This is a genomic window from Deinococcus sp. NW-56 (assembly GCF_002953415.1).
In the GTDB taxonomy this organism is placed as follows: domain Bacteria; phylum Deinococcota; class Deinococci; order Deinococcales; family Deinococcaceae; genus Deinococcus.
In genome coordinates this window covers 2,432,015-2,457,487 of the sequence record NZ_CP026516.1, presented here as the reverse complement: position 1 = coordinate 2,457,487, position 25,473 = coordinate 2,432,015, and the positions used below count along the sequence as shown (strand labels likewise).

At 69.4% G+C, this 25,473-nt stretch carries 18 protein-coding genes; 15 read left to right on the top strand and 3 right to left on the bottom strand.

Translation table 11 applies throughout. The annotated features are described in order from the left end of the window. Positions 1-20: 20 nt before the first annotated feature. The gene (locus C3K08_RS12305) at positions 21-854 is read right to left on the bottom strand and encodes a MerR family transcriptional regulator (RefSeq protein ID WP_104991562.1); all 834 of its coding nucleotides are present in this window, start codon (positions 852-854) and stop codon (positions 21-23) included. Between the two features lie 80 nt (positions 855-934). Between C3K08_RS12305 and C3K08_RS12300 the strand changes: the two genes are divergently transcribed. From C3K08_RS12300 to ribA, 5 genes are all read left to right on the top strand, one after another. Then, complete coding sequence (locus tag C3K08_RS12300; RefSeq protein WP_104991561.1) at positions 935-1,966, top strand: M42 family metallopeptidase; 1,032 nt, start codon at positions 935-937, stop codon at positions 1,964-1,966. A gap of 75 nt (positions 1,967-2,041) precedes the next feature. Then, a complete protein-coding gene (locus C3K08_RS12295) occupies positions 2,042-2,416 on the top strand; it encodes a hypothetical protein (protein WP_234009075.1) in 375 nt (124 codons plus the stop codon). Between the two features lie 458 nt (positions 2,417-2,874). After that, positions 2,875-3,933 carry a bifunctional diaminohydroxyphosphoribosylaminopyrimidine deaminase/5-amino-6-(5-phosphoribosylamino)uracil reductase RibD gene (gene ribD / locus C3K08_RS12290; protein WP_104991559.1) on the top strand — a complete coding sequence of 353 codons (1,059 nt, stop codon included), beginning with the start codon at positions 2,875-2,877 and terminating at the stop codon, positions 3,931-3,933. Beyond that, positions 3,933-4,577 carry a riboflavin synthase gene (locus C3K08_RS12285; protein WP_104991558.1) on the top strand — a complete coding sequence of 215 codons (645 nt, stop codon included), beginning with the start codon at positions 3,933-3,935 and terminating at the stop codon, positions 4,575-4,577. Before ribD ends, C3K08_RS12285 begins: the two co-directional genes overlap by 1 nt. Further along, positions 4,574-5,776 (top strand): GTP cyclohydrolase II, encoded by a 1,203-nt coding sequence (gene ribA / locus C3K08_RS12280; protein ID WP_104991557.1) that lies wholly within the window; start codon positions 4,574-4,576, stop codon positions 5,774-5,776. Before C3K08_RS12285 ends, ribA begins: the two co-directional genes overlap by 4 nt. Before the next feature lie 55 nt (positions 5,777-5,831). Here the strand turns inward: ribA and C3K08_RS12275 are convergent, their stop codons facing one another. Then, positions 5,832-7,349, bottom strand: a complete 1,518-nt coding sequence (locus C3K08_RS12275; protein ID WP_104991556.1) for a carboxypeptidase M32 — start codon at positions 7,347-7,349, stop codon at positions 5,832-5,834. A 62-nt stretch (positions 7,350-7,411) separates the two neighbouring features. Between C3K08_RS12275 and C3K08_RS12270 the strand changes: the two genes are divergently transcribed. From C3K08_RS12270 to C3K08_RS12250, 5 genes are all read left to right on the top strand, one after another. Continuing rightward, the gene (locus tag C3K08_RS12270) at positions 7,412-7,936 is read left to right on the top strand and encodes an RNA 2'-phosphotransferase (RefSeq protein ID WP_104991555.1); all 525 of its coding nucleotides are present in this window, start codon (positions 7,412-7,414) and stop codon (positions 7,934-7,936) included. 9 nt (positions 7,937-7,945) lie between these two features. Next, positions 7,946-8,677 (top strand): NAD-dependent deacylase, encoded by a 732-nt coding sequence (locus tag C3K08_RS12265; RefSeq protein ID WP_104991554.1) that lies wholly within the window; start codon positions 7,946-7,948, stop codon positions 8,675-8,677. A gap of 117 nt (positions 8,678-8,794) precedes the next feature. Beyond that, positions 8,795-10,249, top strand: coding sequence for a DUF512 domain-containing protein (locus C3K08_RS12260; RefSeq protein ID WP_199777048.1), 1,455 nt, complete (start codon positions 8,795-8,797; stop codon positions 10,247-10,249). Positions 10,250-10,307: 58 nt separating this feature from the next. Next, a complete protein-coding gene (gene mscL / locus C3K08_RS12255) occupies positions 10,308-10,691 on the top strand; it encodes a large conductance mechanosensitive channel protein MscL (RefSeq protein WP_104991552.1) in 384 nt (127 codons plus the stop codon). Between the two features lie 28 nt (positions 10,692-10,719). Next, positions 10,720-11,184, top strand: coding sequence for a DinB family protein (locus C3K08_RS12250; RefSeq protein WP_104991551.1), 465 nt, complete (start codon positions 10,720-10,722; stop codon positions 11,182-11,184). 175 nt (positions 11,185-11,359) lie between these two features. Here the strand turns inward: C3K08_RS12250 and C3K08_RS12245 are convergent, their stop codons facing one another. Continuing rightward, complete coding sequence (locus tag C3K08_RS12245) at positions 11,360-12,571, bottom strand: VWA domain-containing protein (RefSeq protein WP_104992062.1); 1,212 nt, start codon at positions 12,569-12,571, stop codon at positions 11,360-11,362. A 339-nt stretch (positions 12,572-12,910) separates the two neighbouring features. On the opposite strand from C3K08_RS12245, the gene C3K08_RS12240 reads away from it, so the two are divergent. The 5 genes from C3K08_RS12240 to C3K08_RS12220 all read left to right on the top strand — a co-directional run bounded on the left by C3K08_RS12240 (position 12,911) and on the right by C3K08_RS12220 (position 25,425). After that, on the top strand, positions 12,911-13,405 hold the full coding sequence (locus C3K08_RS12240) for a DUF11 domain-containing protein (protein WP_104991550.1): 495 nt from the start codon (positions 12,911-12,913) through the stop codon (positions 13,403-13,405). Positions 13,406-13,458: 53 nt separating this feature from the next. Beyond that, the gene (locus tag C3K08_RS12235; protein WP_104991549.1) at positions 13,459-15,609 is read left to right on the top strand and encodes a hypothetical protein; all 2,151 of its coding nucleotides are present in this window, start codon (positions 13,459-13,461) and stop codon (positions 15,607-15,609) included. A 287-nt stretch (positions 15,610-15,896) separates the two neighbouring features. Further along, positions 15,897-18,665 (top strand): DUF11 domain-containing protein, encoded by a 2,769-nt coding sequence (locus C3K08_RS12230; RefSeq protein ID WP_104991548.1) that lies wholly within the window; start codon positions 15,897-15,899, stop codon positions 18,663-18,665. Positions 18,666-18,667: 2 nt separating this feature from the next. Next, a complete protein-coding gene (locus C3K08_RS12225) occupies positions 18,668-21,847 on the top strand; it encodes a hypothetical protein (protein ID WP_104991547.1) in 3,180 nt (1,059 codons plus the stop codon). Further along, positions 21,844-25,425, top strand: coding sequence for a DUF11 domain-containing protein (locus C3K08_RS12220; protein WP_158679926.1), 3,582 nt, complete (start codon positions 21,844-21,846; stop codon positions 25,423-25,425). The genes C3K08_RS12225 and C3K08_RS12220 overlap by 4 nt, the downstream gene beginning before the upstream one ends. Positions 25,426-25,473: the final 48 nt, after the last annotated feature.

Here is a 25,473-nt window from a genome sequence, read left to right as displayed (position 1 = left end):
GGGCCGTAGAAAAGGACAGGTTAGCCGCGCGGCTGGTACGGGCAGGCCACCTCGCCCGCCGGGTCGTCTGGTCCCGCCGCGTCCCAGTCGTAGGGATAGACCTCGCGGCAGGAGAGGCCGGTGCGAGTGCCGTGGGCGCGGGCGTGGCGGTCCACCGCGTCGTAAGCGGCCATCAGCTCGTGGTACTCAAAGTCGGCCTTGCGGACGGTCACGAAAGCCTCGGTGTGGGCAGGTTCCTCGCGGGCCGTGAAGTCGCCACCCGGCTGCACCGGCCCCCGGTAGGGCACGCAGACCTCCACCGGGCCGTCGGAGTCGGCGTTGACCTCGCCGTGGTAGATCACGACGGGCGGTCCAGCGACCTCCGCCCCCTGCGCCTGCACCTCGGCGTGCAGGCGGTCCATTGAGGCACCGATGTAGGCACTGAGGTCCGGCAGGAACACCCGGCGCTGGGTGGTCAGGACCGTCTGGGCGGGCACGTCGCGGGACTGGACTTCGTAACTCGTGGGCATGGGATCTCCCCTCAGGGTGTGGATCAGGTGCCGCGCGACGGCGGCCCGCTGAAGGTGAAGGGCCTGCGCCTCCCGCCAGTGCGCCTCGACCCGCCCGGCCTGCTCATGCGCGGGGGCGTCCAGCAGGGCGCGAATGTCGGCTAGGGGCATCTCGACCGTGCGCAGCAGGCCGATCAGGCGGGCCGTCCCGATTTGGGCGGGCGCGTAGAAGCGGTAGCCCGTGTCCGGGTCCACCCGGTCGGGAGGCAGCAGGCCGAGGTCGTCGTAGAGCCGCAGCGCCTTCAGGCTCAGGCGCGAGGCGCAGGCAAAGGCGCCGATAGAAAGGGTGTCCTGCGTGTCGGTCATGCGGCCCTCCGGAGGTGAGGGCAGCATGCGGCCTGCCCCTGGGGGAAGGTCAAGCGCCCCCCGCCGCTATGCTGCCCCCCATGAGCTTCGACCTCCCCGCCACCGTGGACCTGCTGCTGCGCTTGCTCAACACCCCCAGCCCGACCGGATTCACCGAGGGGGCGATTCAGTTGCTGGAGGCCGAGCTGGACACCCTCGGCGTCCCGCACGCCCGCACGAAGAAGGGGGCGCTGACCTGGGAGATCGCCGGGACGGGCGCGGGCCACACCACCTTCAGCGGCCACGTGGACACGCTGGGAGCGATGGTCAAGGAGATCAAGGAGGGTGGCCGTCTGCGCCTCGCCATGCTGGGGGGCTACGACTGGGCGACGGTGGAGGGCGCATACGTGCAGGTGCATACCCAGGGCGGCGAGGTGGTCACGGGCACCGTCGTGAACACCCTCCAGAGCACCCACGTTCACGGCCCCGCCCTGCGCGAGCTGAGGCGCGAGCAGAGCGTGATGGAGGTCCGGCTGGATGCCCGCACCGCCTCCCCGGAGGAGACGCGGGCGCTCGGGATTGAAGTGGGTGACTTCGTGAGCTTTGAACCCCGCGCCCTGCTCACCGAGGCTGGGTACATCAAGGGTCGCCACCTCGACGACAAGGCGGCCGTCGCCGTGTTCGTGGGCGTGACCCGCGCCCTGCGGGAGACGCCGCCCGCTCGCACGGTCGCCTTTCACATCACCACCTACGAGGAGGTCGGACACGGGGCCGCGACCGGCATCCCGCCGCACACGGGCGAGCTGATCGCGGTGGATATGGCCGCCGTGGGCGAGGGGCAGACGAGCAGCGAGCACCACGTCACCCTCTGCGTGGCCGACAGTGGCGGGCCGTATGACCACGCGCTCGGGAACCGCCTGCGCGAGTCGGCGCGGCGGGCGGGGCTGGAGCTGCGGGTGGACCTCTACCCCTACTACGCTTCGGACGGCACGGCGGCGTGGCGGGCGGGCGGCGACTACCCGGTCGCGCTGATCGGCCCCGGCGTGGACGCCAGCCACGCCTACGAGCGCACCCACACGGACGCACTGGAGGCCACCGCCCGGCTGATGCTGGCGCATGTCAACGCCGGGTGAATGCCGTTTTCAGGTGGCGATGCCCCCGCTGTTTAGACTCCGGGGGTATGAATAAAGATCGCATGGATGACGGGTGTGGCCCTCACGACCGTGCTGCTGAGCGCGTGCGGCGGCACGAAGCCTCCGGGGGGCGGCACGGGCGGTGGCAATACCGGAGGTGACATTCCGGTGGCGTCCAAGGCCCCCGAGATTCGGGGCACGAGCATTGAGTCCGGCGGCGGCCAGGGCACGATCAGCACCTACACGGATGTCATCGCCAAGTGCACCTTCAAGTACACGGGCAGCATCAACCAGACCATCGTGGCGACCCGCACGGAGGGCAGCCGTGACTTTGCTGGATTCCCTTATAAGCACAGCGGCCCTATCCCCTCCACCATCAGCGGCAACCTCGTGATTGAGGCCACCTGTACCAACTCGGCGGGCACGGCGACCCGGCGGGTCCTGAACTAAAACTCGGCCTCAAATCCAGCGATTGGGTCTGCCCCGGATGGCAACAGCTTCCGGGGCAGACCCTTGCCGCGCCGTGCCGCCTGCTTCCCCCCACACAGTGCGCCCCCCACGCCCGCGCTAGCATCGGCCCTGGCTCCCGTTCCACGCGGGACCGGGGCCGACCTCTTTCGGGGCGGGGTGAGACTCCCCACCGGCGGTGATCCAGTTCCTGGCTGGTCAGCCCGCGAAGCCCGCGCAAACTGCACCACGCGCGAGGCCCGATCCGGTGCGAGTCCGGGGCCGACGGTAAGAGGGACGTGACACGCCAAGCGGCCGTCACTCCCGAAGTCCGGAGGGAAGAAGGAGGCCGCCTTGCCCACCACCCCGGTGGGCGGCGACACCGTATGTCTGGAATGAACAGTCCTGGGACTGGCGCCTCGCCCGTTGGAGAGGTGTTACGTCCGGAAGACGCAGAGCACATGGCCCTCGCACTGGCCGAGGCCGCGCGGGGCCTGGGCCGCACCGCCCCCAACCCAGCGGTGGGCTGCGTGCTCGTGCAGGCAGGGGAGGTGGTGGGCCGTGGCTTCCACCCCCGCGCCGGGGACCCCCACGCCGAGGTCTTCGCCCTGCGGGAAGCGGGCGAGCGGGCTACGGGCGCGACCGCCTACGTCACCCTCGAACCGTGCAGCCATTTTGGGCGCACCCCCCCCTGCGCCGACGCCCTGATCGCAGCGGGCGTGGGGCGGGTGGTCGTCGCCGCCCTGGATCCCAATCCCCAGGTGGCCGGACGTGGCGTGGCGAGGCTGCGCGGGGCCAGAATCCCTGTGACCGTCGGCGTGGGCGAGGCCGAGGCCCTGCGGCAGCAATCAGGCTTCCGCTCGCTGGTCACGCGGGGGCGGCCCTGGGTGACCTACAAGTACGCGATGACGCTGGACGGCAAGGTCGCGGCGGCGGGAGAGGCGAACGGGGCCGTCACCTCTGCCCCAGCGCGGGCGCGGGTGATGCGCTGGCGTAACGAGGCGGACGCCATCGCGGTGGGCATCGGCACCGTCCTGGCCGACGATCCCCGCCTCACCACACGCGGGGTGGAGGGCGGACGCGACCCCCGCCCGGTGATCTTTGACCCCCGCGCCCGCACGCCGCTGGCCGCCCGTGCGTTGCGTCCCGGCACCATCCTCGTGACCGCTCCGGAAGCCGACACTCGCGCCCTGGAAGACCGGGGTGCCCACGTACTGCGGGTCACCGGCCTGCCCGACGCCCTGCACCAGTTGGGCCGCCTGAACCTCTCCAGCCTGCTGCTGGAGGGCGGCCCCACCCTGGCGAGCGCCCTGTTCGCGGCCGGACTCATTGACGAGGTGCGGGCGCTCGTGGCTCCCAAGCTGCTGGGCGCGGGCCTGTCGCCGCTGAGTGGCCCCGCGCGGAGTATGGCCCACGCCGCCGCCCTGCGCGACCCCCACATCGAATCCCTCGGCCCGGATGTCCTGATCTCGGGCCTGCTGAATGACATTCCCCGCCTGAGCGCGGGAGGAGACAACTGATGTTCACCGGAATCGTGGAACAGGTCGGCCGCGTCACGCACGCCGCCGAGCAAAACGGCAACCTCACCCTGACCGTCACGCCGGAGCGAATGTGGTCCGACCTCGCGTTGGGCGAGTCCATCGCCTGCTCGGGCACCTGCCTCACCGTGACAGGGTGGGACGAGACGGGGTTCACCGTGGACCTCAGCCGCCAGACGCTCGCCAAGACCGCCCCGCACTGGGGGGTCGGTGCCCGGCTCAACCTTGAGCGGGCGATGACCGCCTCGGGCCGCTTCGGCGGGCATGTGGTGAGCGGGCATGTGGACGGCACGGGCGAGGTTCTGGAGATGCGCAAGGAACCCGGCGCCTACACCCTGCGCGTCCGCGCCGCGCCTCACCTGGCCCGTTACCTCGTACCGAAGGGCAGCATCACGGTGGACGGTGTAAGCCTCACCGTCGTGGATACGGGCGGTCCCGGCGGCAGCCGCGCGGACCTCGCGCCCGACGAGTTCACCCTCTGGCTGGTGCCCCACACGCTGGAGGTCACCACCCTGGGCGACTGGCGGCCCGGCACGGTGGTCAATCTGGAGGCCGACCAGATGGCGAAGTATGTCGAGCGGCTGCTGCTCATGCGCGACTTCGGGCAGCCGGAGGTGGCGCGATGACCCTCGCCCCCATCCCCGACCTGCTGGCCGAACTGCGGGCCGGGCGTCCGGTCATCCTGGTGGACGACGAGGGCCGCGAGAACGAGGGCGACCTCCTCATGCCCGCCGAGACCGCCACGCCGGAATGGGTCAACTTCATGGCGCGGGAGGGCCGGGGCCTGATCTGCGTGACCCTGCCTCCCGAGCGGGCCGCCGAGCTGGACCTCACGCCGATGGTGGGCACCGGAACTTTTGGAGGGGGCACCGATCCCAACGGCACGGCCTTCACGGTCAGCGTGGACCACGTCAGCAACTCCACCGGGATCAGCGCCTACGACCGAGCAGCGACGATCGGGGCGCTGGCCGACCCCGCCGCGACCCCCGCCGACTTCCGCCGTCCAGGGCACATCTTCCCGCTCGTCGCGCGGCCCGGTGGGGTTCTGCGCCGCGCTGGGCACACCGAGGCGGGCTGCGACCTCGCCCGGCTCGCGGGCTTCGCGCCCGTGGGCGTGATCTGCGAGATCATGGGCGACAGCGGCGAGATGCTGCGCCTGCCCGACCTCCTCGCTTGCGGGGGGAGGCATGGCCTAAAGGTCGGCTCTATCGAGGCGCTGATCGCCTACCGGATGGAACACGACCCCTTCCTGCGGGTGGCGGCCGAGGCGAAATTGCCCACCGAGTACGGCGAGTTCCGGCTGGTCGGGTTTGAGGACAGCCTCTCCGGGGCCGAGCACGTCGCCCTCGTGATGGGCGAGGTGGATGAAAAGCCATTGTTGGTGCGGGTCCACTCCGAGTGCCTGACCGGGGACGCCTTCCACTCGCTGCGCTGCGACTGCGGGCCGCAGCGGGACGCGGCGCTGCGGGCGATTGCGGAAGAAGGCCGGGGCGTCCTCGTCTACCTGCGGCAGGAGGGCCGGGGCATCGGCCTGCTGAACAAGATTCGCGCCTACGCCCTGCAAGACGGCGGGGCCGACACGGTGGACGCCAACCTGCAACTCGGCTTTCCCGCCGACGCCCGCGACTTCGGGATCGGCGCCCAGATGCTGCACCTGCTGGGGGCCCGGCGCCTGCGCGTCCTGACCAACAACCCCCGCAAGCTGCACTCGCTGGGGGGCTTCGGACTGGAGGTCGTGGAGCGGGTGCCGCTGCACGTCGGCCAGAACGCGCACAACGCGGGGTATCTGGCGACGAAGGGAGCGAAGTTGGGACATCTGCGGTAGGCCGGCAGGGGAGAGGGCGGCGGAGCTTCGTGTCCGCTGCCCTCCCTGCTGCGCCTTACAGCGTCACGCCGTACAGCACCCCATATTTCTCGCGCAGGTACTTCAGGTACGGCTCCACCGTCATGCCCTGCCCGGTCGCCCGCTCCAGCAACTCATTGGGTGTGTAGCGGCGGCCATGGGCGTATACGTTCTCGCGCAGCCAGCCGTGCAGCCGCCCGAAGTCGGCGCGGGCGATGTCGCTTTCCAGACCGGGGTTGGCCCGTTCGGCGGCGGCGTAGAACTGGGCGCTGAGCACGTTGCCCAGCGTGTAGCCCTGGAAGGCTCCGCCGATGCTCCCGAAGTACCAGTGCACGTCCTGCAAGACGCCGTTCACGTCGCTCTCGGCCCGCAGGCCCAGGTTCGTCTCGTAGGCGGCGTGCCACGCGTCGGCGAGGTCACGCACCGCCAGCCGCCCGGACAGCAGCTCGCGCTCCAGCTCGAAGCGGGTGATGACGTGCAGGTTGTAGGTCAGCTCATCGGCGTCGGTGCGGATCAACGAGCGGGCGACCACGTTGGAGGCGCGGTGCATCTCCTCCTCGGTCACGTCTCCCAGTTGCTCCGGGAAGGCGTCGCGGAACTTGCCGAAGTACGCCGCCCAGAAAGCCCGGCTGCGGCCCACGAGGTTCTCCCACAGCCGCGACTGGCTCTCGTGGACGCCCGCGCTGACGCCGCCGCCCAGCGGGGTGCCCAGCAGGTCCTCCGCCACGCCCTGCTCGTACATCGCGTGGCCGGACTCGTGCAGGGTGGAGTACAGCGCTTCCGTGGGGTCGTTGTCCTTCACCCGCGTCGTGATGCGCACGTCCTGCCCGCCCAGCCGGGTCATGAAGGGGTGGTGGGTGAGGTCCTGTCGCCCGCGCGCGAAATCGTACCCGTAATCCCGGATCACGCTCTCCCCGAACGCGAGCTGATCGGCGCCGGGGTAGTGCCGCGCCAGGAAGTCGGTGCGGGGCGCCTCGGCCCCGGTCACAGCGTCCACCATCGGGACCAGCGCCTCCCTGAGCGCCGCGAAGACCTCGCCCACCTGCGCGGCGGTCATGCCCTCGTCGGACTGGTCAATGAAATAGTCCATCGGGTCTGCGAATTCGGGAAAGTAGCTCGCCGCTTGGAGGCTCAGGTCCAGCGACTTCTCGAGGTAAGGCACCATCCGCGTGAAGTCGTTCTCCGGCCGCGCCCCGGTCCACGCCGAGTAGCTCTCGCCGCCGTGCTGGCTCCACTCGGCCACGAAGGCGGCGGGAAAGCGCGTCGCTTCCTCGAAGTCCTTGCGGGCCACCGCCACCATGCGCGATTGAACGGGGGAGAGGTCGCTGCGCCCGCCAAGTTCTTCCAGCAGCCGCCCGTAGGCCGGGTCGGTCGCCCGCTCATGCCGCAGCCGCGAGAGCAGCGCCCGTTGCCGCGAGCGCCCGGCGGCGGCCCCGGCGGGCAGGTAGGTGCTCTGGTCCCAGCCCAGCAGGGAGCCGATGCCGCCCAGGTCGGCAAGTTCCTGAAACCGGGTCTGGAGTTCGGCCCAGGCCGTGTCGGTATGGGTTGTGGTCACGCCCGTCAGCCTACCGCGTCCCGCCTCGGCGGGCCTCGGCCTTCTGGCCTGGACAATAGGGCATGACCGACGAGCAACTCTCCCGCCGCCTCTCCTACCTGCTGCGGCATGCGCCCGACAAGATGAATGTGACGTTGGAGCCGGGCGGCTGGGCACCCGTGGACGCCGTGCTGCGGACCTTGCGGGTGCCCCGGTCCCGGCTGGAGCGGGTGGTCGCCGCCGACCGCAAGGGGCGCTACACGCTTCAGGGTGAGCGTATCCGCGCCAACCAGGGCCACAGCGTGGAGGTGGACTTGCGGCTGCCGCTCACCGTGCCGCCGCCCCTGCTGTACCACGGCACCCACGCGGGCGTGCTGAACGCCATTCGCGCGGAGGGCCTCAGGCCGATGGGCCGCCACCACGTCCACCTCTCGCGCGACGAGGGGGCGGCGCGGCAGGTGGGGGCACGGCGGGGAAGGTCGGTCGTGCTGAGGGTGCAGGCGGGGCGGATGTACGGAGCCGGGCACCCCTTCTACCGCAGCGAGAACGGCGTGTGGCTGGCAGAGGCCGTGCCGCCCGAGTTTCTGGAGTTTCCGGCGGGGGAGTAGGCTGGCCCCATGACCCTGGAACAGGCCCGCGCCGCCCTGCGTTCCGCTCGCCGAGTGGCCGTCCTGACCGGCGCGGGTGTGAGCGCCGAAAGTGGCATCCCCACCTTCCGCGACGCGCAGACGGGGCACTGGTCCCGCTTTCGCCCGGAGGACCTCGCCAGCCCGGAGGCGTACCGCCGTGACCCGGAGACGGTGTGGCAGTGGTACGCGGGCCGTTACCGGGACGTGAGCCGGGCGCAGCCGAACGAGGCGCACCACCTCCTCGCCCGGCTGGAGCGGGGGAAGGGCGAGGGCTTTTTCCTCGCCACCCAGAATGTGGACGGCCTGCACGCGCGGGCGGGCAGCGAGCGCCTCGTGGAGCTGCACGGCAACCTGAGCACCGCCCGCTGCGAGGCGTGCGGGACGGTCGCGCCTCTGCCCGACCCAGAAGCCTTCACGCCGCCGCCGAGTTGCCCGGTGTGCGGCTCCCGGATGCGCCCCAACATCGTCTGGTTCGGGGAATTCTTACCCGAGCTCGCGTTGGAGGCCGCCGCCCGCGCCTTCGAGGAGGCAGAGGTCGCCCTGATCGTCGGCACCAGCGGCCAGGTCTATCCGGCGGCGGGCCTCGCGCTGGAGACGCGGCGGGCGGGGGGAATGGTGATCGAGGTCAACCCCGACGAGACCGAACTCACGCCGTATATGAATTGCAGCGTGCGGGACGTGGCCTCACGGGGGCTGGCGGCGCTGATGGGGGAGGGCTGACCACCCCAACCGGGACGCCTGTCACACCCGCCGCCCCGGCCCACCTGTTAAACTTCCCCGTTTGACCGGGGCCATGACGTGTCCCGCAAGGGGTGAGACGTGACCGCAGCCGAAGCAATGCCGCAACCGACCGAGGTGTTTCCCGCACCGATCAAGACCGTGGAACCGGGCAGCCCCGCCGACCGCGCGGGCGTCCGGCCCGGCGACCTGCTGATCCGGGTGAACGGGGAGAGCGTGACCGACGTGCTGGCTTACCGCTGGCGCCTCTCGCAGGGACGGGCGACGCTGGAAATCAGCCGCCCGGTGGAGCGCCCCTCGGTGCTTAGCGGCGTGCTGGGCGTGGCGCAGGACCACCACCGCCTGGAATATGACCCGGCCGCACCCACCTTCACCTTCGACGTGGAGTGGGAAGACCCCGGCCTCGACTTCGAGGAAGTGCTGTTCGACGGCATCAAGAAGTGCGCCAACAAGTGCGACTTCTGCTACGTCCACCAGATGCCGCGCGGCTTTCGCAAGAGCCTCTACATCATGGACGACGATTACCGCCTGTCCTTTCTGTACGGCTCTTTCGTCACCCTGACCAACCTCACCGAAGGTGACATCAACCGCATCCTCGACGAGAACCTCTCGCCGCTGTACGTCTCGGTCCACACCGCCAATCAGGACCTGCGGCAGGACCTGATGAAGTGGTGGAAGCTCAAGGTCAAGGACCCCCAAGCCGTGCAGATCAGGTCCATGATCGAGCGGCTGGAATCCATCGACCTGTACACCCAGATCGTCCTCGTGCCGGGCCGCAACGACCGCGAGCACCTCGACGACACGGTGGAGTACCTCAGCAGCCGCCCCAACGTGATCTCGGCGGCGGTGGTGCCCATCGGCCTGACCGGGCACCGCAAGAACCTGCCTGACGTGCGGACCTTCACGCGGGAGGAGGCGCAGGATACCCTCGCCCGCCTGAACCGCTGGCGCAAGCAGTTCCTGGCCGAGCGCGGCACCCGTTTCGTCTTCCCCTCCGACGAGCTGTACCTGCTCGCCGGAGAGCCGCTCCCCACCGAGGAGGAATACGAGGGCTTCCCCATGCTGGAAAACGGCGTGGGCATGATCCGCGACTTTCTGACCGAGGGGCTGCCGGAGCTGCCCGCCGCCCTGCCCGCGCCCCGCAAGGTGATCCTGGGGACGGGGCTGCTGTTCGCCGAGTCGCTGGACCGGGCCGTGGAACCGCTGCGCCAGATTGGGGGCCTGGAGATCGAGGTCCGGGCGGTGGAGAACAAGACCTTCGGGCGCGTGACCACCGTGGCGGGTCTGCTGACGGGCCGCTGCTTCCGGCATGCGGTCAAGCCTGGCGAGGCCGACCTGCTGATCGTGCCGCCGACCACCCTGCGTTACGGCACTGAGCTGATGCTGGACGACACCAGCCTCTCCGAGCTGCGGACCGAGTTCCGAATGGACGTGCGTCCCGGTGGGGCGACCCTGGGCGAGCTCGCCCGCGTCATCCTCGACGGCGTGCAGAGCAGCGGCCACCAGTGGGGCATGAGCGCCCACGCGGTCAAGGAGAGCCGGGGGCAGGCCTAGCCCGTCACTCCCCAAGACCCACTCTTGTGCTTGCGGTGACACACAGGCAAACTGTCCCATGCTCAGAGGGTTCCGGGATTTCGTGCTGCGCGGCAACGTCGTGGACCTCGCGGTCGGTGTGGTGATCGGGGCCGCCTTCACCGGCATCGTGACGGCCTTTTCGAACAGCTTCATCAATCCGCTGATCAAGGCGGTCACTGGGGGTGGGGCGCAGGTGGGCGGCACCTTCACGCTGAACGGAGCGGTGTTCGACTACGGCGCCTTTATCACGGCGCTGCTGAACTTCCTGATCGTGGCGGCCATCCTGTATTTCCTGGTGGTCACCCCGGTCAACCGCATCAACGAACGCTTCAAGCGCGAGGACAAGCCCGCCGTGGCCGAACCCAGCAACGAGGAAAAGCTCCTCGCCGAGATTCGGGACGAACTGCGCCGACGGACTTGAGCCGCGTCCGCTGCCCTATCCTCTGCCCATGACCCTAAACCCCGCCGAGCTGCACGCCCGCACCTTCCGGATGCACCGCGAGGCCCTGATGGACCTCTACGCCGAGCTATCTGAGGAGCACGGCTCCTCCGCCGCGTGGGAAGGCGGCATGAGCTTTATCGGGCAGGCCGACCACCTCGCGGACAGCAGCGTGATGATGTTGGGCATGATCGCCGGGCAGGCCCCCCAGCGCCCCGCTCCCGGCGGCGGCAGCGCCAGCGTCGCCGAGGTGCGCGAGCGGCTGCGCCAGACCACCGAGCAGGTGGCCTCGGCCGTCGCCGCCCTGACCGAGGAGGACCTCGCCCGCAGCGTGCCCGCCTTCGGGGGCCGCCCCCTCCCCGTCGCCGCGCTGCTCGACATGCTGATCGGCCACGAGGCCCACCACAAGGGCCAGGTCTGGGTGATGGCCCGGCAGGTGGGGGTCAAGCCGCCGATGTTCGTGAAGATGGGGTAATTCCGGGCACAGCCCCGAGCGAAGCGAGCAGGAAAAGGGCGGCGTTCCCCGCAGCGGACGACCTGGCGGCGCTTTTTCGGGAGGTCGGGAGCGGAGGGGAAGGTCGCCTGTCGCCAGGAAATCAGAGAGGCGGAACGCTCGGGCATGAGCGTTCCGCCTCTTCTCTCGCTGGTCGCTAATTCACCAGCTTCGTCTTATTCGTCACGAAGTCCATCAGCACGTACTGGCCGATGTTCTGCGGGGTCGTGAAGTAGGCCTTGCCGCGCGTCATCTCAGAGACCCGGCGCACGAAGCCCACGAGTTCGGGGTCGCGGGCCAGCATGAAGGTGTTGACCTGAATGCCACTTCTTCGGCAGTTGGCGACCTCGCGCAGGGTCGCACCTAGCACGTAGGGGTCGAGGCCATACGCGTTCTTGTAGATGCGGCCGTCGGGCAGCGTGAGGGCCGAGGGCTTGCCGTCGGTGATCATCACGATCTGCTTCATGTCCTTGTTCTCGCGCTTCAGCAGTTGCTGGGCGAGCCGCAGCCCTCCCGCCGTGTTGGTGTGGTACGGCCCGATCTGTGCCTGCGCGAGCTTGGCGACCGGCACTTCCTCGGCCGAGTCGTGGAACAGCACGAACTTGACCGTGTCGCCGGGGTACTGGGTGCGGATCAGGTGCGCGAGCGCCAGCGCCACCTGCTTGGCGGGCGTGAAGCGGTCCTCGCCGTACAGGATCATGGAGTGCGAGCAGTCCAGCAGCACGACCGTCGCCGCCGACGAGTTGTACTCGGCCTGCCGGATCACCAGGTCGGATTCCTCAAGCTGGTCGAAGCCCTTGGAAATCACGTTCCCCAGCGTGGCGGTCGTATCGAGATTGAGGGTGTCCCCGAACTCGTAGTTCTTGAGTTCGCCGGTCATCTCCACGCCGGAAGCGTACTCACGGGTGTCGTGGGCGCCCGCGCTGGAGCGGCCCAGCCCCCCCATCAGGTCGCGCAGGCTCTTGTAGCCCAGGAAATCGATGCTCTTGTCGGTGAGCTGAAAGCGCGACTCCCCGCTCTGCCCCTGGCCGCCCTGCCCCGGCTCCTCGTCGAATTCCTTGCGAATAAAGCCGTCCTGCTGGAGCTTGTCCATCAGGCGCTCGATCTGCTGACCCAGCGGCGTCTCGCGCACGTCGTCGGCTTGCAGGGCCTCCAGCAACTGCTCTTCGGGGATCATGCCCCGGTCGGCCAGCGCCTCCAGAATCGCGTCGAAGAGGTCGTCCATGCTGGGCCGCGCATTGGGGTCGGGGTCGTAGGGGTCGTTCATGCCCTGCCCCAGCAGCGCTTCCTGAATCATCTGCATCAGCTCGCTGGAGTCGAGCTGGTCGAGTTCGCCCTCGAACTTGCTGTACCGCGTGACACGCGCCATACCGGTGACCTCCGTGGGGAACAGCATGGCGCGGATGCAAAGCCCTGTTTGTAATGCCCGGCCCGGCGCGGCCCACGCGACCACCCCGCCGGGCACCCGTCAACCGGACCACCAGGCCGCTTTAAGGCAGCTTAAGGAATCGTTTCCACCGTCGGGGCGGGAGGGTAAACATTTCATTCGCCACCACGGTCCGGAGACACCAGTCCGCCCACTCTAATATTTCACTCATATTCGTAAGCGGAGTGTAAGAGCTCTTTTCCTACCCTCGCTTCAGTCACGGGTCACTCACACCTGGGACCTCTGGCCCCCGATCCTGTCCCACCCCCCTGAAGGAGTCTGATGAAGTCCACGCCCACATTGCTGCTGGTCCTCCTGGGTACGGCCCTGGCCCAGGGCACCTCGCCCCTGATGCTGAACCTGACCCAGTCGCTGATCCAGACTGTTCAGGAAGGCGGCAAGGCGACCGAGAAGCGCACGCCGAACTACACCAAAGTTCGCCCCGGCGACCTGCTCGCGCAGACCGTCACTGCCCGCAACGTCAGCGCCAAAGCTCTGGCGAACGTGGCCGTGCGGCTGCCGGTTCCCGCCGGGCACGTGTACGTCGCGCCCGACGGAACCGCTCCCGCGGGCGTGCGCACCGAGTACTCCATCGATGGGGGCAAGACCTTTGCCCCCGCGCCCCTGAAGAGAAAAGTCACTGTGACCGAAAACGGCAAGACCGTGATCAAAGAGGTCGAGGTCAAACCGGGTGAGTACCAGGCGGTCCGCTGGACCATCGCTGCGCTGCCCGCCGGAACCGAGAAGACCCTCGGGTTCCGCGTGCAGGTGAAGTGAAGCTTTATTCCCACGCCGCTCAGGGCCGGACGCCCCAAGCAAAAGGAGCACACATGAACGCGAACACCAAGATTCTGGCCCTGATGGCGGCGCTGGCTGCCGGGAGCGCCCTCGCTGAAGGCACGCCTTCCGGCACGGCGATTACCAACACGGCCACGGCGACCTTTACTGATCCCGCGACGAACCAGCCAGCGACGCCGGTGCAGTCCAACACGGTCAGCACGACCGTGCTGCCCAAGCCGGATTTCGACATCGTGTACCGCGACCTGACGGACGGCACGGTGGCCACGACGACCCCTCTGCCTGCGGGCTATGAGGTGGAAGTCCTGCCCGGCGGCGAGATCACTACGGCCTACTACGTGCAGAACAACGGCAACGTGAACAACTACGTGGTGGGGCTTGCCGCCAACACCACTGGAACCCCGAACGCGCCTGCGGGCGTGCTGTACTTCTTGGACACCAACAAGGACGGCATCTTGGGGCCAAATGAGCGCACTGCCGGGCCAGTGACCCAGGTCACCGTTCCGGTCGATGATCCCAGCACCACGCAGGACGAGGGCGTGGTCAGCATCATCCAGGTGATTCAGGTGCCTGGCAACGCAGCGGCGGGCAGCGAGTACGCCGCCAGTCCCCAGGGCACCGCTGACGTGTTCGCTGCGGGCACCGTCGCCCCCAGGACCGAGGCGGCGGGTGACCTCCAGTACAGCCGGGCGAAGCTGTACACGCCGCAGCTCACCAACAACGTGATCGACGGTGACGGCACCACGCCGGGCCAGCAAAACCCCCCCACCACGGTCACGCCCCCCGGAGGCACCACCCCGGTGCCCGGTTACACGGACCCCACCCGCCCCACCACCAACATCGTGGCCATTTCCGGCGACCTGCAAGTCGCCTATCCCAAGGCCGACGGTGACAACATCGACGATACCGTCGTCTTCGTGAACAGCCTGACCAACGGCGGCACCCGGCCGGACGCCGTGCGGCTGTTCCCCACCGACCAGACCGGTCAGGGCCGCAGCCCCATCGGCACGCTGAACCCCGACGGCTCCTTCACGCTGCCCGGCGGCGTGACGGTGCGCTTCACCGACGCGGCGGGCAACTCTCTGCCGCTGGGCGAGGGCGGCTACCCCACGCTGACGGTGGACGCGGGCAAGACGGTCAACTACCGCACGGTGGTCACCTATCCCGACTACGACAGTGACCCGGCCTCCGATCCCGCGCCCATCTCCATCATCATCGGGGCAGACTCCGGGAACGACGGCGGGCTGGAGACGAACGACACCAGCACCAACACCGTCTACCCCCCCCAGCTCCAGTTCGGGGACGCGACGCCTGCCCTGGGGTCCACCCCCACTCCGGCGCCCGTTCAGACGGTCGTCCCCGGCGCCCCGGCGGGCACCGGTACGGGCGCCAATACCGACAGCAGCGCCGTGTTCCCGATGGACGTCGCCAACACCGGTGCCTACGCGGACACCTACACCCTGACCGGCACCGTGTCCGTGCCCGTCGCCAACGCCAACGGCACCGTGACCAACCAGACGGTCAATGTCCGTTACTTCATCGACACGAACAGCGACGGTCAGCCCGACACCGCACTCCCCTCGGCCCCCGGAGCGGGAAGCACCGTGGTCTACACCACCCCGGTCGTGACCGCAGGCACCGAACTCAAGGTCTTCGCGGTGGTGGACGTGCCCGCCAACGCGCAGGCGACGACCCTGAACGGTGTTACCACGCTGCTCACGGTCAACCAGAGCGTCACGGCCACCTACAGCGGCATCACCCGCCCGGACAACAACGACCAGATCGCGGTGACTTCCAACGCTGGCGGTGTGGCCCTCACCAAGTCCGAACCCGCCTCGGCCCGTCCCGGCGAGACGCTGAGCTACACGATCACCGCCAAGAACAACTTCAACGCGGCCCTGAAGAACTTCTACGTCACCGAGTCCAACGCCAACCCCAGCACCAATGTCTTCACCTTCACGACCTTCGCGTCAGTGAGCGCCACCAAGACGTTCACAGACGGCACGGTGCTCTACCGCTTCAACGGCGGAAGCTGGCAGTCGAGCACTATCCCGGCGACAGGAACCACCGTCACCAGCGTGGACGTGGGTGTGGATACCAACAGCAACGGCACGGTGGACGGCAACGACCTGTTCCCCGCCCAGGGCCAGCTCAACATCACCTTCAACGTCACCATTAAGTAATACAGATTCGGATTGAACAGTTTTCGGAACTGTTCAGTCCGAGCAGAGCGAGCAGGAAAAAACGGTTGCCGGGAAAGGAATTGCCGAATCGGCGCTTTCCCAATTCGGCAACGGATTAGGCGGCAACCGTATAAGTCCCCTCCTGCGGCGCATCCCACCTCCCCCCGTGGGGTGCGCCCCCTTCCCCCGAGCACCTCCAACATCAGATTTCTTTTGCCGCTCCACCCGCGCACCAAGCGCCCCGCTTTCCCTCTCTCCAGAGTTTCCGCCCGAGGAGTTGACCCGCTGTGAAACATCCCCCCCTTGCGCTGCTGATCCCCGGCCTGCTGGCGGGGGCTTTCGCGGCAGGTGCCCAGGCCCAGACGGCGACCAGACAGATCCCCGCCGGAACCGAAATCACCAACCAGGCGACCGCCACCTTCGAGCCCCTCACGCCCGGCGGCGTGGCGAGCGCCGAGTCCAACCTCGTTCGCACGGTCGTGCAGGGGGTGTGCGCGGTCAGCGTGTCCCCCGACGGCACCGTGCAGGCCCCCGGCCAGAGCGCGGCCCTGCTCCCCGGCGAGGGCACGACCTTCAGCTACACGGTCGTCAACAGCGGCAACGACCGCTTCACCCTGCCGCTCTCGGTCCGCACCGAGCCCGGCAGCGCCCACGCCCCCGCGATGCGTCTGGTGCTGGACACCAACGGCAACGGGGTGGCCGACGCGGGCGAGGAAGAGGCCGGGTCCCTGACCCTGGCCGCCGGGGACGCGGCCAGGGTGCTGCTCGCCGTGGAGACGGCCGGGAGCGCCGGGGGCGACGCCTTTGTCAACCTGGTGGCGAGCTGCGGCGGGGGGCAGCAGGACGACAACAACGTCAGCCGCGTGCGCGTCGGCCCGCCGCCCGTGCTGGCGGTGGACAAGAGTTTCACGCCCGCGCTGGTCCGGCCCGGCACCGAGACCACCGTGACCGTCACCACCCGCAACGCGGGGGGCAGTGACAGCCGCGAGGTCGTGCTGACCGATCCCCTGGCCGAGCAGATCGCGCAGGGCCTGGTCTATGTCCCCGGCAGCGCGAATGCGAGCGCCGGGGTGCTCGAATACACCGCCGACGGCGTGACCTGGGGGGCCACCGAGCCCGCCGGGGTGCGCGGGGTGCGGGTGCGGGCGGCCAGTCTCGCGGCGGGGGCGGACCTCACCCTCACCTTCCGGATGCGGGCGACCGAGGCCGCCGAGAACCGGGTGATTCCCAACGTCGCCACCGCCGTCACGGGCCGTCAGCAGGCCCAGGGCCGCGCCAGCGCCGACGTGCGCTACCAGCCCGGCGTCGCCCTCGGCCCGGTGGGCGAGCCCGAGGCCCCCGAAAACACCCCGGCCGACCTCCAGACCAAGCCCTTCGCCGTGGTCGGGCAGGAGGTCTGCTTCGACCACACGCTGAAGAATACCGGCGACGTGCGCGACCTGTTCACGGTCACGGTGACCTACCCCCAGGGCGCGGCGACGGCCCGCTTGACCGGCGCGGACGGGGCGCCCCTGGTGCAGCCCCTGCCGCTCGACCCCGGCGGGACCGCGCTGGTGCGGGTGTGCTACGACGCCACCCAGGCGGGCGGGCTGGAGGCCCTGCTCACCGCCTCGGGCACGCGCGGCACGAGCAACACCACCCGCGACGTCGTTCAAGCGGTCGAGGCCGGATTGCCCGAGCTGCTCAAGACCGTCTCGCCCGCCCCCGAGCGGACGGTGGCCCAGGGCGAGGAGCTGACCTACACCCTGCGCGTCCGCAACCCCTACACCCGCCCCCTGACCGGCGTCACGGTGAGCGATCCCCTGCCTGGGCACGTGGACTTCGTGGAAGCGTCGGCGGGCGGCCGCGTGAGCGGCGAGGCGGGCGCCCAGACCGTGAGCTGGTCGGTGGGAACGCTTCAGCCCGGCGAGACGCGCAGCTTCACCGTGCGGGCGCGGGTGAGCACGCGGGCGGTGGACGGCGAGGCGCTGAAAAACGTCTTCAACATGGTTTCGACCGAGTTCCCCACGCCGCTGCCCAGCAACGAGGTCCGCAGCCCGGTCTGGAGCGCGGCGCTGCGCATCACCAAGGTGGTCAGCAGCGCCCAGGCCGCCCCCGGCGACCGCCTGACCTACACCCTGAGGATCCAGAACCTCTCCCCAACCACCGCCATCGTCGACGCCGTGGTGACCGACACCCCGGCCCGTGGGCTGGAGTACCTCGCGGGCACGAGCACGCTGGCGGGTCAGCCCCTGTCCGACCCCACGAACACCAGCGGCGTGCTGCGCTGGAAGATCGGCGTGATTCCGGCGGGCGGCACGGTCCAGGTCACCTACCAGACCCGCGTGACGGCGCAGGCGACAGGTGAACTCATCAACCGGGTGACGGTCGAGGGCAACGGGGCGGGCGGCAACGCACGCGCCATCGCCAGCAACGTGGCGACCGCCGTGACCCGGCTGAACCTCGGCGCTTTCGCGCCGCTGGCCGACCTGCTGGGCACGGTCTTCGTGGACCGCAACCGCAACGGCGTCTTCGACGAGGGGGTCGACACCCCGGTCGAGCGGGCGCGGGTGCTGCTGGCCGGGGGCCGCCTGGTGCTGACCGACGCGGCGGGCCGCTACCACTTCGCGGGGGTGCCGCTGGGGACGCACGCGCTGCGCCTCGACCCCGGCTCGGTGCCCTACCTGCCGCTGAACGTGCCGGGAGACGGCGGCCTGCCGGGCACCCGCACCGTGCATGTCCGGGGCCTGACCGGGGTGGACTTTCCGCTCGCGCCCCTCGGCGGCGAGGTCGCGGCCCTGCGCCGGACCACCCTGACGGTCGGCGGGCTGCGGGTCGAGAAGAGCCTGCAGCGCACCCCCGAAGGGTATGTGGTCACCCTGCGGCTGGTCTCGGCCTCGGACCTCGCGGAGTTCGAGCTGCAAGACGCGCTGCCCCCGGGCGCGGCGCTGAAAGACGGCCGCAATACCCTGTCGGGCACCCTGAAGGCCGGAGAGACGCTCCTGACCTACCGCTTCGCATTCACGGGCGAGCCGGGCGCGGCCCTGACCGACCCCGCCGTCCGCTGGAGGAACTGACCGTGCCTGCCCCCCTGCCCCGAACCCTCGCCCTGCTGACGGCCCTGCTGCTCGTCGGCCCGGCCCATGCCCAGATGACGGGCGAGTCCGCACCGACCCCGCCCCAGGCGGAGGCGGGCACCGAGCAGCGCACCAGCAGCGTCCTGCTGCCCTTCGATGCCCCGGCCCAGGCCCGCGAGATCGTGATCGCGCACCTGCCCCCGGCGGGCGCCGCTTACCTTCCCGGCAGCAGCCGTCTGGACGGCCAGCCTGTTCCCGACCCCCGGCGCGGGACGAGCGGCACCCTGTACTGGGTCCTGCCCGCCCGGGAGCGCGGCGTGCTGACCTACGAGCTGACGCACGCGGCCCCGCTCGGCACCCTCCCGGCCCCCGCCCTGCAAGTGCGGCTCTCCGGCGACCGCACCGAAGTGCTGATGGGACGCATCGACGCCGCCGATCTCGGGAGCGCGGTGCGCCTCTCCGCGCCGACCGACGAGGCGGCCGAGAACGCGGGCGCCATCAAGCTCCCGCTCGCGGGCAGCGTGGTCCGCATCCGCGACCGCATCAACGTGGTCGTCGAGGTGCCGCAGGGTGAGCGCCCCGTGCTGACCGTCAACGGTACCCCGGTGGGGGAAGACCGCCTGGGCACCGACACGCAAGACGGCGTGCGCGGGGTGCAGCGCCTGACCTACGTGGGCGTGCCGCTGCGTCCCGGCCCCAACCTGCTGCGCGTGGGGGGAGAGGAGGTGCGGGTGACCCTCGCCGGAGCAACGGCCCAGGTTGAGGTCACTCCGCTGAGCCTGATTGCCGACGGCAGCACGCCGCTGCGCCTGCGGGTGCGGACCCTGGACGCGTTCGGGACGCCCTCGGGCCAGGCCACCCTCACGGTGCGCCCCAGCCTGGAACCCCGCCTGCCGGACGCCAATCCCGGCGAGGCCGGGTATCAGGTCCGCCTGACGGACGGTGAGGGTGTGCTGGAGCTGCAACCCCAGTCCGCTCCCACGCCCCTGCGCCTCGACCTGCTGCTGGGGGATCAGGTGCTCACCCGCCGTTTCGAGGTCACGCCCGACCGCTCCCGCGTGGGGGTGGGCGTGCTCAGCGCGACCCTGGGGCTGGATGGCAGCCTCAACCTCGCGGACGACCTCACCTGGCAAGCCAGGGGCTACGTGGAAACGCCGGTCGGCGCGGGCAAGCTCTACGCCGCCGCCGACAAGGACGGCCTGCCCGTCACGACCGACCCCACCGTGCGCTCGCCCGTGTATGGGGACGCGAGCACCGAACAGATTCCCTTGCAAGGCACGGACCCGGTGGCCGCCGTGTACGACCACCCCAGCTTCCGGGTGGCCTACCGCCGCGCCGCAGTCCCCATCGACGTGCTGCCCGTGGGCGAGCAGTTCACCGGGCTGACCGCCGTGACGCGGGGCAATCCCACCGTATCCGGCTTCGTGGCGGGCGTGCCCGGCGACCGCGTGTCGGAGGCCGAGGTGACCCCCGACGGCACCCGCCTCCTGCGCTTGCCTGACGCCCGCCTCGCGCCGGACAGCGAGACGCTGGAGGTCTTGACCCGCGAGCGGCCAAGCGGCAAGGAGCTGGAACGCCGCCGCCTCGTGCGGAACGTGGATTACCTCGTGGACTACCCCACCGGCATCGTGACCCTGGTGCGGCCCCTGGACCGGGTGGACGCAGGGTTCAACGACGTGTTGGTCCTGGCGAGCTACCGCCTGACCACGGCGACGGCTGGGCGCACCCTGGCCTACGGGGTGCAGGTCAAGGGGGAAGGTGAGAACTCCACCGTCGGCGCGGCGGTGGTCCACCTCGACGGGAAGACCACCTTCGGCGTGCGCGGCACCTTCGAGAGCGGTCCCACCCGCGCCGAGGCCCGCGTCGCCTACTCGGGCGGCGTGCAGGCGAGCGCGGACCTCGCGACCCGCTTCGGGGACGACGTGGCCTCCTTCCGCATTCGCTATCAGGACGCCGGATACGCGGGCCTCGCGCCCTTCGCGGTCGGCCTGAACGTGGGTGGCAGCTACGTGGCGCGGCTGGGGCCGAACCTCAGTGCCGGGGTGGACGGCGAGTACCACAGCACCCCGACTGCTCAGGGCGGCAGCGTGACCGCCCGCGCCGACTACCGCCTCGCGCCCTTCAGCGTGGGAGCGGGCCTGAAATACGCCTTCGGGGACACTTATGGCCTGGGCGCCGTGGTCAGCGCGGGCTACCACCGGCGGCCGCTGGACGTGGACGTGACCCACACCCAGCCCTTGTCGGGCAACCTTGACCCCACCACTTCCTTCTCGGTCCGTTACCGCCTGACCGACCAGGTCACCCTGGGCCTGCGCGACGACGTGACCTGGGGCAAGGGGCACGTGGCGGCCCTGACGCTCGACACCCGCATCGGCAACACCAATTACGGGGTGGGCTACGAGCTGCCCACCGCGAGCGGCGAGGGCAACCGCGCCCGCTTCGGCGTCTCGACCACCCTGCCTCTGGGCGAGCGCACCTCCCTGGGCCTGCGTGGCAGCGCCCTGTACGACGTGCGCGGGGCCGAGATGGAAGTCACCGCCAGCGCCGACCTCGCCCACCGTGCCGACGGCTTTAGCGTGACGGCAGGGACCGACCTGATTTACCGGGACGGGGCCTTCGGGACCGTCGTGCGGGCGGGCATCACCGGGAGCGTGACCGACCACCTGACCCTGACCACCGACGGCCTCGCGGAATTTGGCCTCGGGAAGAACGGCCAGCGCTTCTCGCTGGGGTACGCCTACCGGAACCGCACGCTGAACAGCCTGGGGTATGTCCGGTACGTGCAGGGCACCCTGGCGGGCGGCAATCCCCAATTGAACACGGGCGTGAGCGCCGAGTACCGCCAGCCAACGTGGGCCGTGCGCGGCGGCGTGGATACCCGCGCCCTGCTGAACGACGCGGGCAGCTTCACCGCGCAGGGCTACCTGGGGGGCACCTACTACCTGAATGACCGCTTCGGCGTCGGCGCCTGGGGCCGGATGCTGACCCAGCCCGCGACGAACACCACCCAGCTCGGCTACGGGCTGGAGGGCAGTGTCCGCGCCCTGCCGGGCACTTGGCTGACGGCCGGATACAACTTCAAGGGCTTCGAGGGGCTGCCCTCGGCCGGGACATACACGAAGCAGGGGCTGTACCTGCGGCTGGACTTGACGGTGGATGAAACGTTGGGAGGCAAGAAGTGAAGCGGTTTATTCGGAAGTTCCTGCCCACGCTCGCCCTGTTGGGAACCGGAGGGGCGGGCGCTCAGAGCGTCTCATTGGCCCAGCGGGTCACCGAGACGGGCACCATCAACTACGTCACGACCGGGGCGTCGTTTCGCGCGAACAATGCCAACAGCAGTACGAATGGGGCCTCCTGCCTGCTCACATCCAGCACGGCAGCGAGCGTCACGGGATTCAGGGTGGCGAACGGGGCCGTCTCGCCGGCACGTACCGCTGCCCAGACCGTGCCGACCGGGGCGACCGTTACCAAGGCCTACCTCTACTGGACTGCGGCAGCGGGGGAAACGGGCTTCAACAATGGCGGCGCCCTAGTAGATAATGCAGTGAAGTTCTACGTCAACGGGACGACGGCACCAACGACTAACAATGTGACAGCAAGCCGCACCTGGACAGGAAGCTTGACAGGAAACAACGTCACGATCTACGGCATGGGAGCATTTGCTGATGTCACCAGCATCGTGCGGAGCAGTCCCAACGCCCAGTTCCGCATGGACGACCTAACGGTTTTCAATGCGAGCGGTTCACGAACCTGTAACACGTCCACGATGTATGGCAACTGGGGGCTGTACATCGTCTATAGCCTCCCGACCGAGAGCAACAAGACGCTGGCCTTCTTTGACGGTCTCCAGTATGTCGGTGGAACGGGTACATACCCCACTTCAGCGACCAACACCAGCGTGACCCTCTCGGGTCTGCGCGTCCCCAACGCCGCGCCCGGCACCGAGAAGATCGCCAAGACCACGCTGCTCGTCTCGGACGGCGACGCAAGTACGGGGGCGTCCAACGATTCGCTCTCCCTGAGCACCAACCTTGACGCGGCGTTCGCAGTCAGCAACTCGCTGAACCCAGCCAACGACATCTTCAACGGCAGTCTCACGGAGGGACCGACCGACGGCAGCGCGGCGACCGGCTTCACGGCGACCGACAGCCCCGGTGTGGTGGGTGGGCTGGACTTCGACACCTTCGATCTGTCCAGCCGGGTTTCGAGTGGGACCACCTCGCTTACCGCGACGGTGGACTCGGCCTCCGGTGAGCTGCTGATGCTTTACAACGCGGTGCTGATGGCGACGACGACCACCGCCGACCTCGGCGTCACGAAGACGGCCCCGGCTACCCAGCAGGGCGCGGGGACCCTGACCTACACCATCACCGCGAGCAACGCCGGCCCAGACGAGGCCTACAACGTCGTCGTGAGCGACCCGCTACCCGCCGGAGTGACCTTCGTGAGCGCGAGTGGGGGCGGCAGCTACGACGCGGCCACCCGCCGGGTCACCTGGAATACCAGGAAGTTCCTGGCGAACACCTCCCAGACCTACACCGTAACCGTGACCGTGCCCAACACGGCGGCGACCTACCAGAACACCGTCAGCGTGAGCAGCGGCAGCTTCGACCCCAACGCGGCCAACGACAGCGCGGCGGCGAGTACCACTGTGACTGTGGCTCCGCCGCCCGCTTCCAACCCCACCGCCTATCCCCCGACCTGCGACGTGATCGACTGGTCCACCTCGGGCGTGAGCAGCGGGAGCAACCAGACCTCCCTGAGCAATGCCACCCGGACCTTCAATTCCAGGGGGAGCCGGAGCATCGACGTGCGTCTGACCTCGGCTTCCGGTACGGGCAACGGCATCATGGGGTACTCCAGCTCCTTTACCAACTACGGCTCCTGGTACGAGGTGCGGGCAGTCAGCGAGAGCATCCAGCCCAACATCGGCCAATCCTTCCTGACGCGGGCGGGTGGAACCGGGAACAGCAACAACATCATCGTGATCACCTTCCCCACGCCCGTGGTCAACGTGCGGCTGGGCCTGACCGACCTCGACGCGGTGGGCGGCGTGGCCGGGAGCGGCGACTGGGCCGGGGTGCAGGCGGGCTACGGTGGGCAGACCTTCAATCCAGATGTGCTCGTCGGTGGTGGGCACGCGCTGGCTGTCCAAGCTTATACAGGCGCTCCCAGTGGAGCGGGCGCGGCCATGACCGTCACAGTGCCGGGCCTGGGCAACTCACAGATGAAGGCCGCGAGCGCGTCCTCTGCCTACAACACTCTGATGGGTGTGGACGCGGCTTACGGAACCCAGGTGACCCCTCAGGGCGGCGGCACGGCGGTCAACCGCCAGGGACAGGGCGTCGCCTACTTCAAGGGGCCGCTGACCAGCCTCACCATCACCACCGGGTCCCTCAAGGGCGGAGCAGGACAGGGCATCGCCTTCAGCAACATCGACTTCTGCCCCCCCAGCGTGGCCGTGGACAAGGCGGCGGGAAGCCCCGTTCGGCAGGCCGACTATTCCTACGACATCCCCTACATCCTGACCTACCGCAACACTTCCCCGAACGTCGGCTACCATCCCGACGCGACGGTGCGGGACGCGACCTTCTCGCCGTCCATTCCCACGCCGACCGGGGCCGATCCCTGGGCGCGGCAACGGCCCCAGCTCACCGACGCCGTCCTCGACCAGATCCAGGCCAATACCAATGTCGCGGCGGCGACCCTGCGCGGCACGCCGACCCTCTCCGGGGCGACGAATACCGTCAACCTCGACGCGACTGACCTCGCCCCAGCCTTTACGGGCACGGCGGCGAACCGTGACCTGCTGCTGGCGAATACCGACGGGCGGGTGGATCCCGGTGGGCGCTTCGACGTGGGCTTCACCGCCAACGTCAAACTGAAAAACACGGCCACCACGGCCCAGACGGTGAACAATCAGGCGACGGCCACGGCCTCGCTGTACACCGGCAGCCTCACCGCGACCTCTAACACCGTCGCCTCCAGCCTTACCCCCGGCGCGGCCCTGAGCGTGAGCAAGGTGGCCGATCAGGCCCTGATCCGCTACCCACTCACCTCCGGCGCGGGCAGGGTGCGTTACACCATCACGGTGACGAACACCAGCGGGCTGACGGCGACCGGCGTGCAGCTTACCGACACCCTGCCCGCCAGCCTTCCCTACGCGGCCAGCGAGAGTGGCAACACGCCGCCCACCACCCGCAACGGCCAGACCCTGACCTGGAATCTGGGCACCCTGGCCCCGAACGCCAGCAGCTCGGTGGTGGTGTTTGTCGACGTGCCCACCGCGAGCAGCCTGGAGGCGGCGGCGGGGCAGGCCCAGACCACCATCGTGAACACGGCCAGCGTGCAGGCGACCAATGCCCCCGCCGCTTCCGGGTCGGTTGCGGTGAACACGCTGTACACCCGCCTGTTCAAGCAGGTGCGCAACCTCGGTCCCCAGGGGACCCTGACCCCAGCCTGGGCGAGCACCGCCAATGGCCTTCCCGGTGACGTGCTGGAGTACTGCATCGACGTGACCAACCTGGGCAGCGTCGCCCTGGCCAATTACCAGATCAGTGACGTGGTGCCCGCCAACACCCGGCTTGTGGCCGGGACAGCCAGCCTGCGTCAGGGCGGCATGAACGCGCCGGGCGCATCGGTCACGGGCGTGACGGTGACCAGTGCGCCGACAGGCAACACCGAGCGGCTTCAGACGAGTGCGCTGACGCTCGCGCCGGGTGCCCAGACCACCCTCTGCTTCCGCGCGATCATTCGCTGATCGCCTGACGCCCTCCTCTGGACAGGCTGCGTGGAGGCAGCCTGTCCG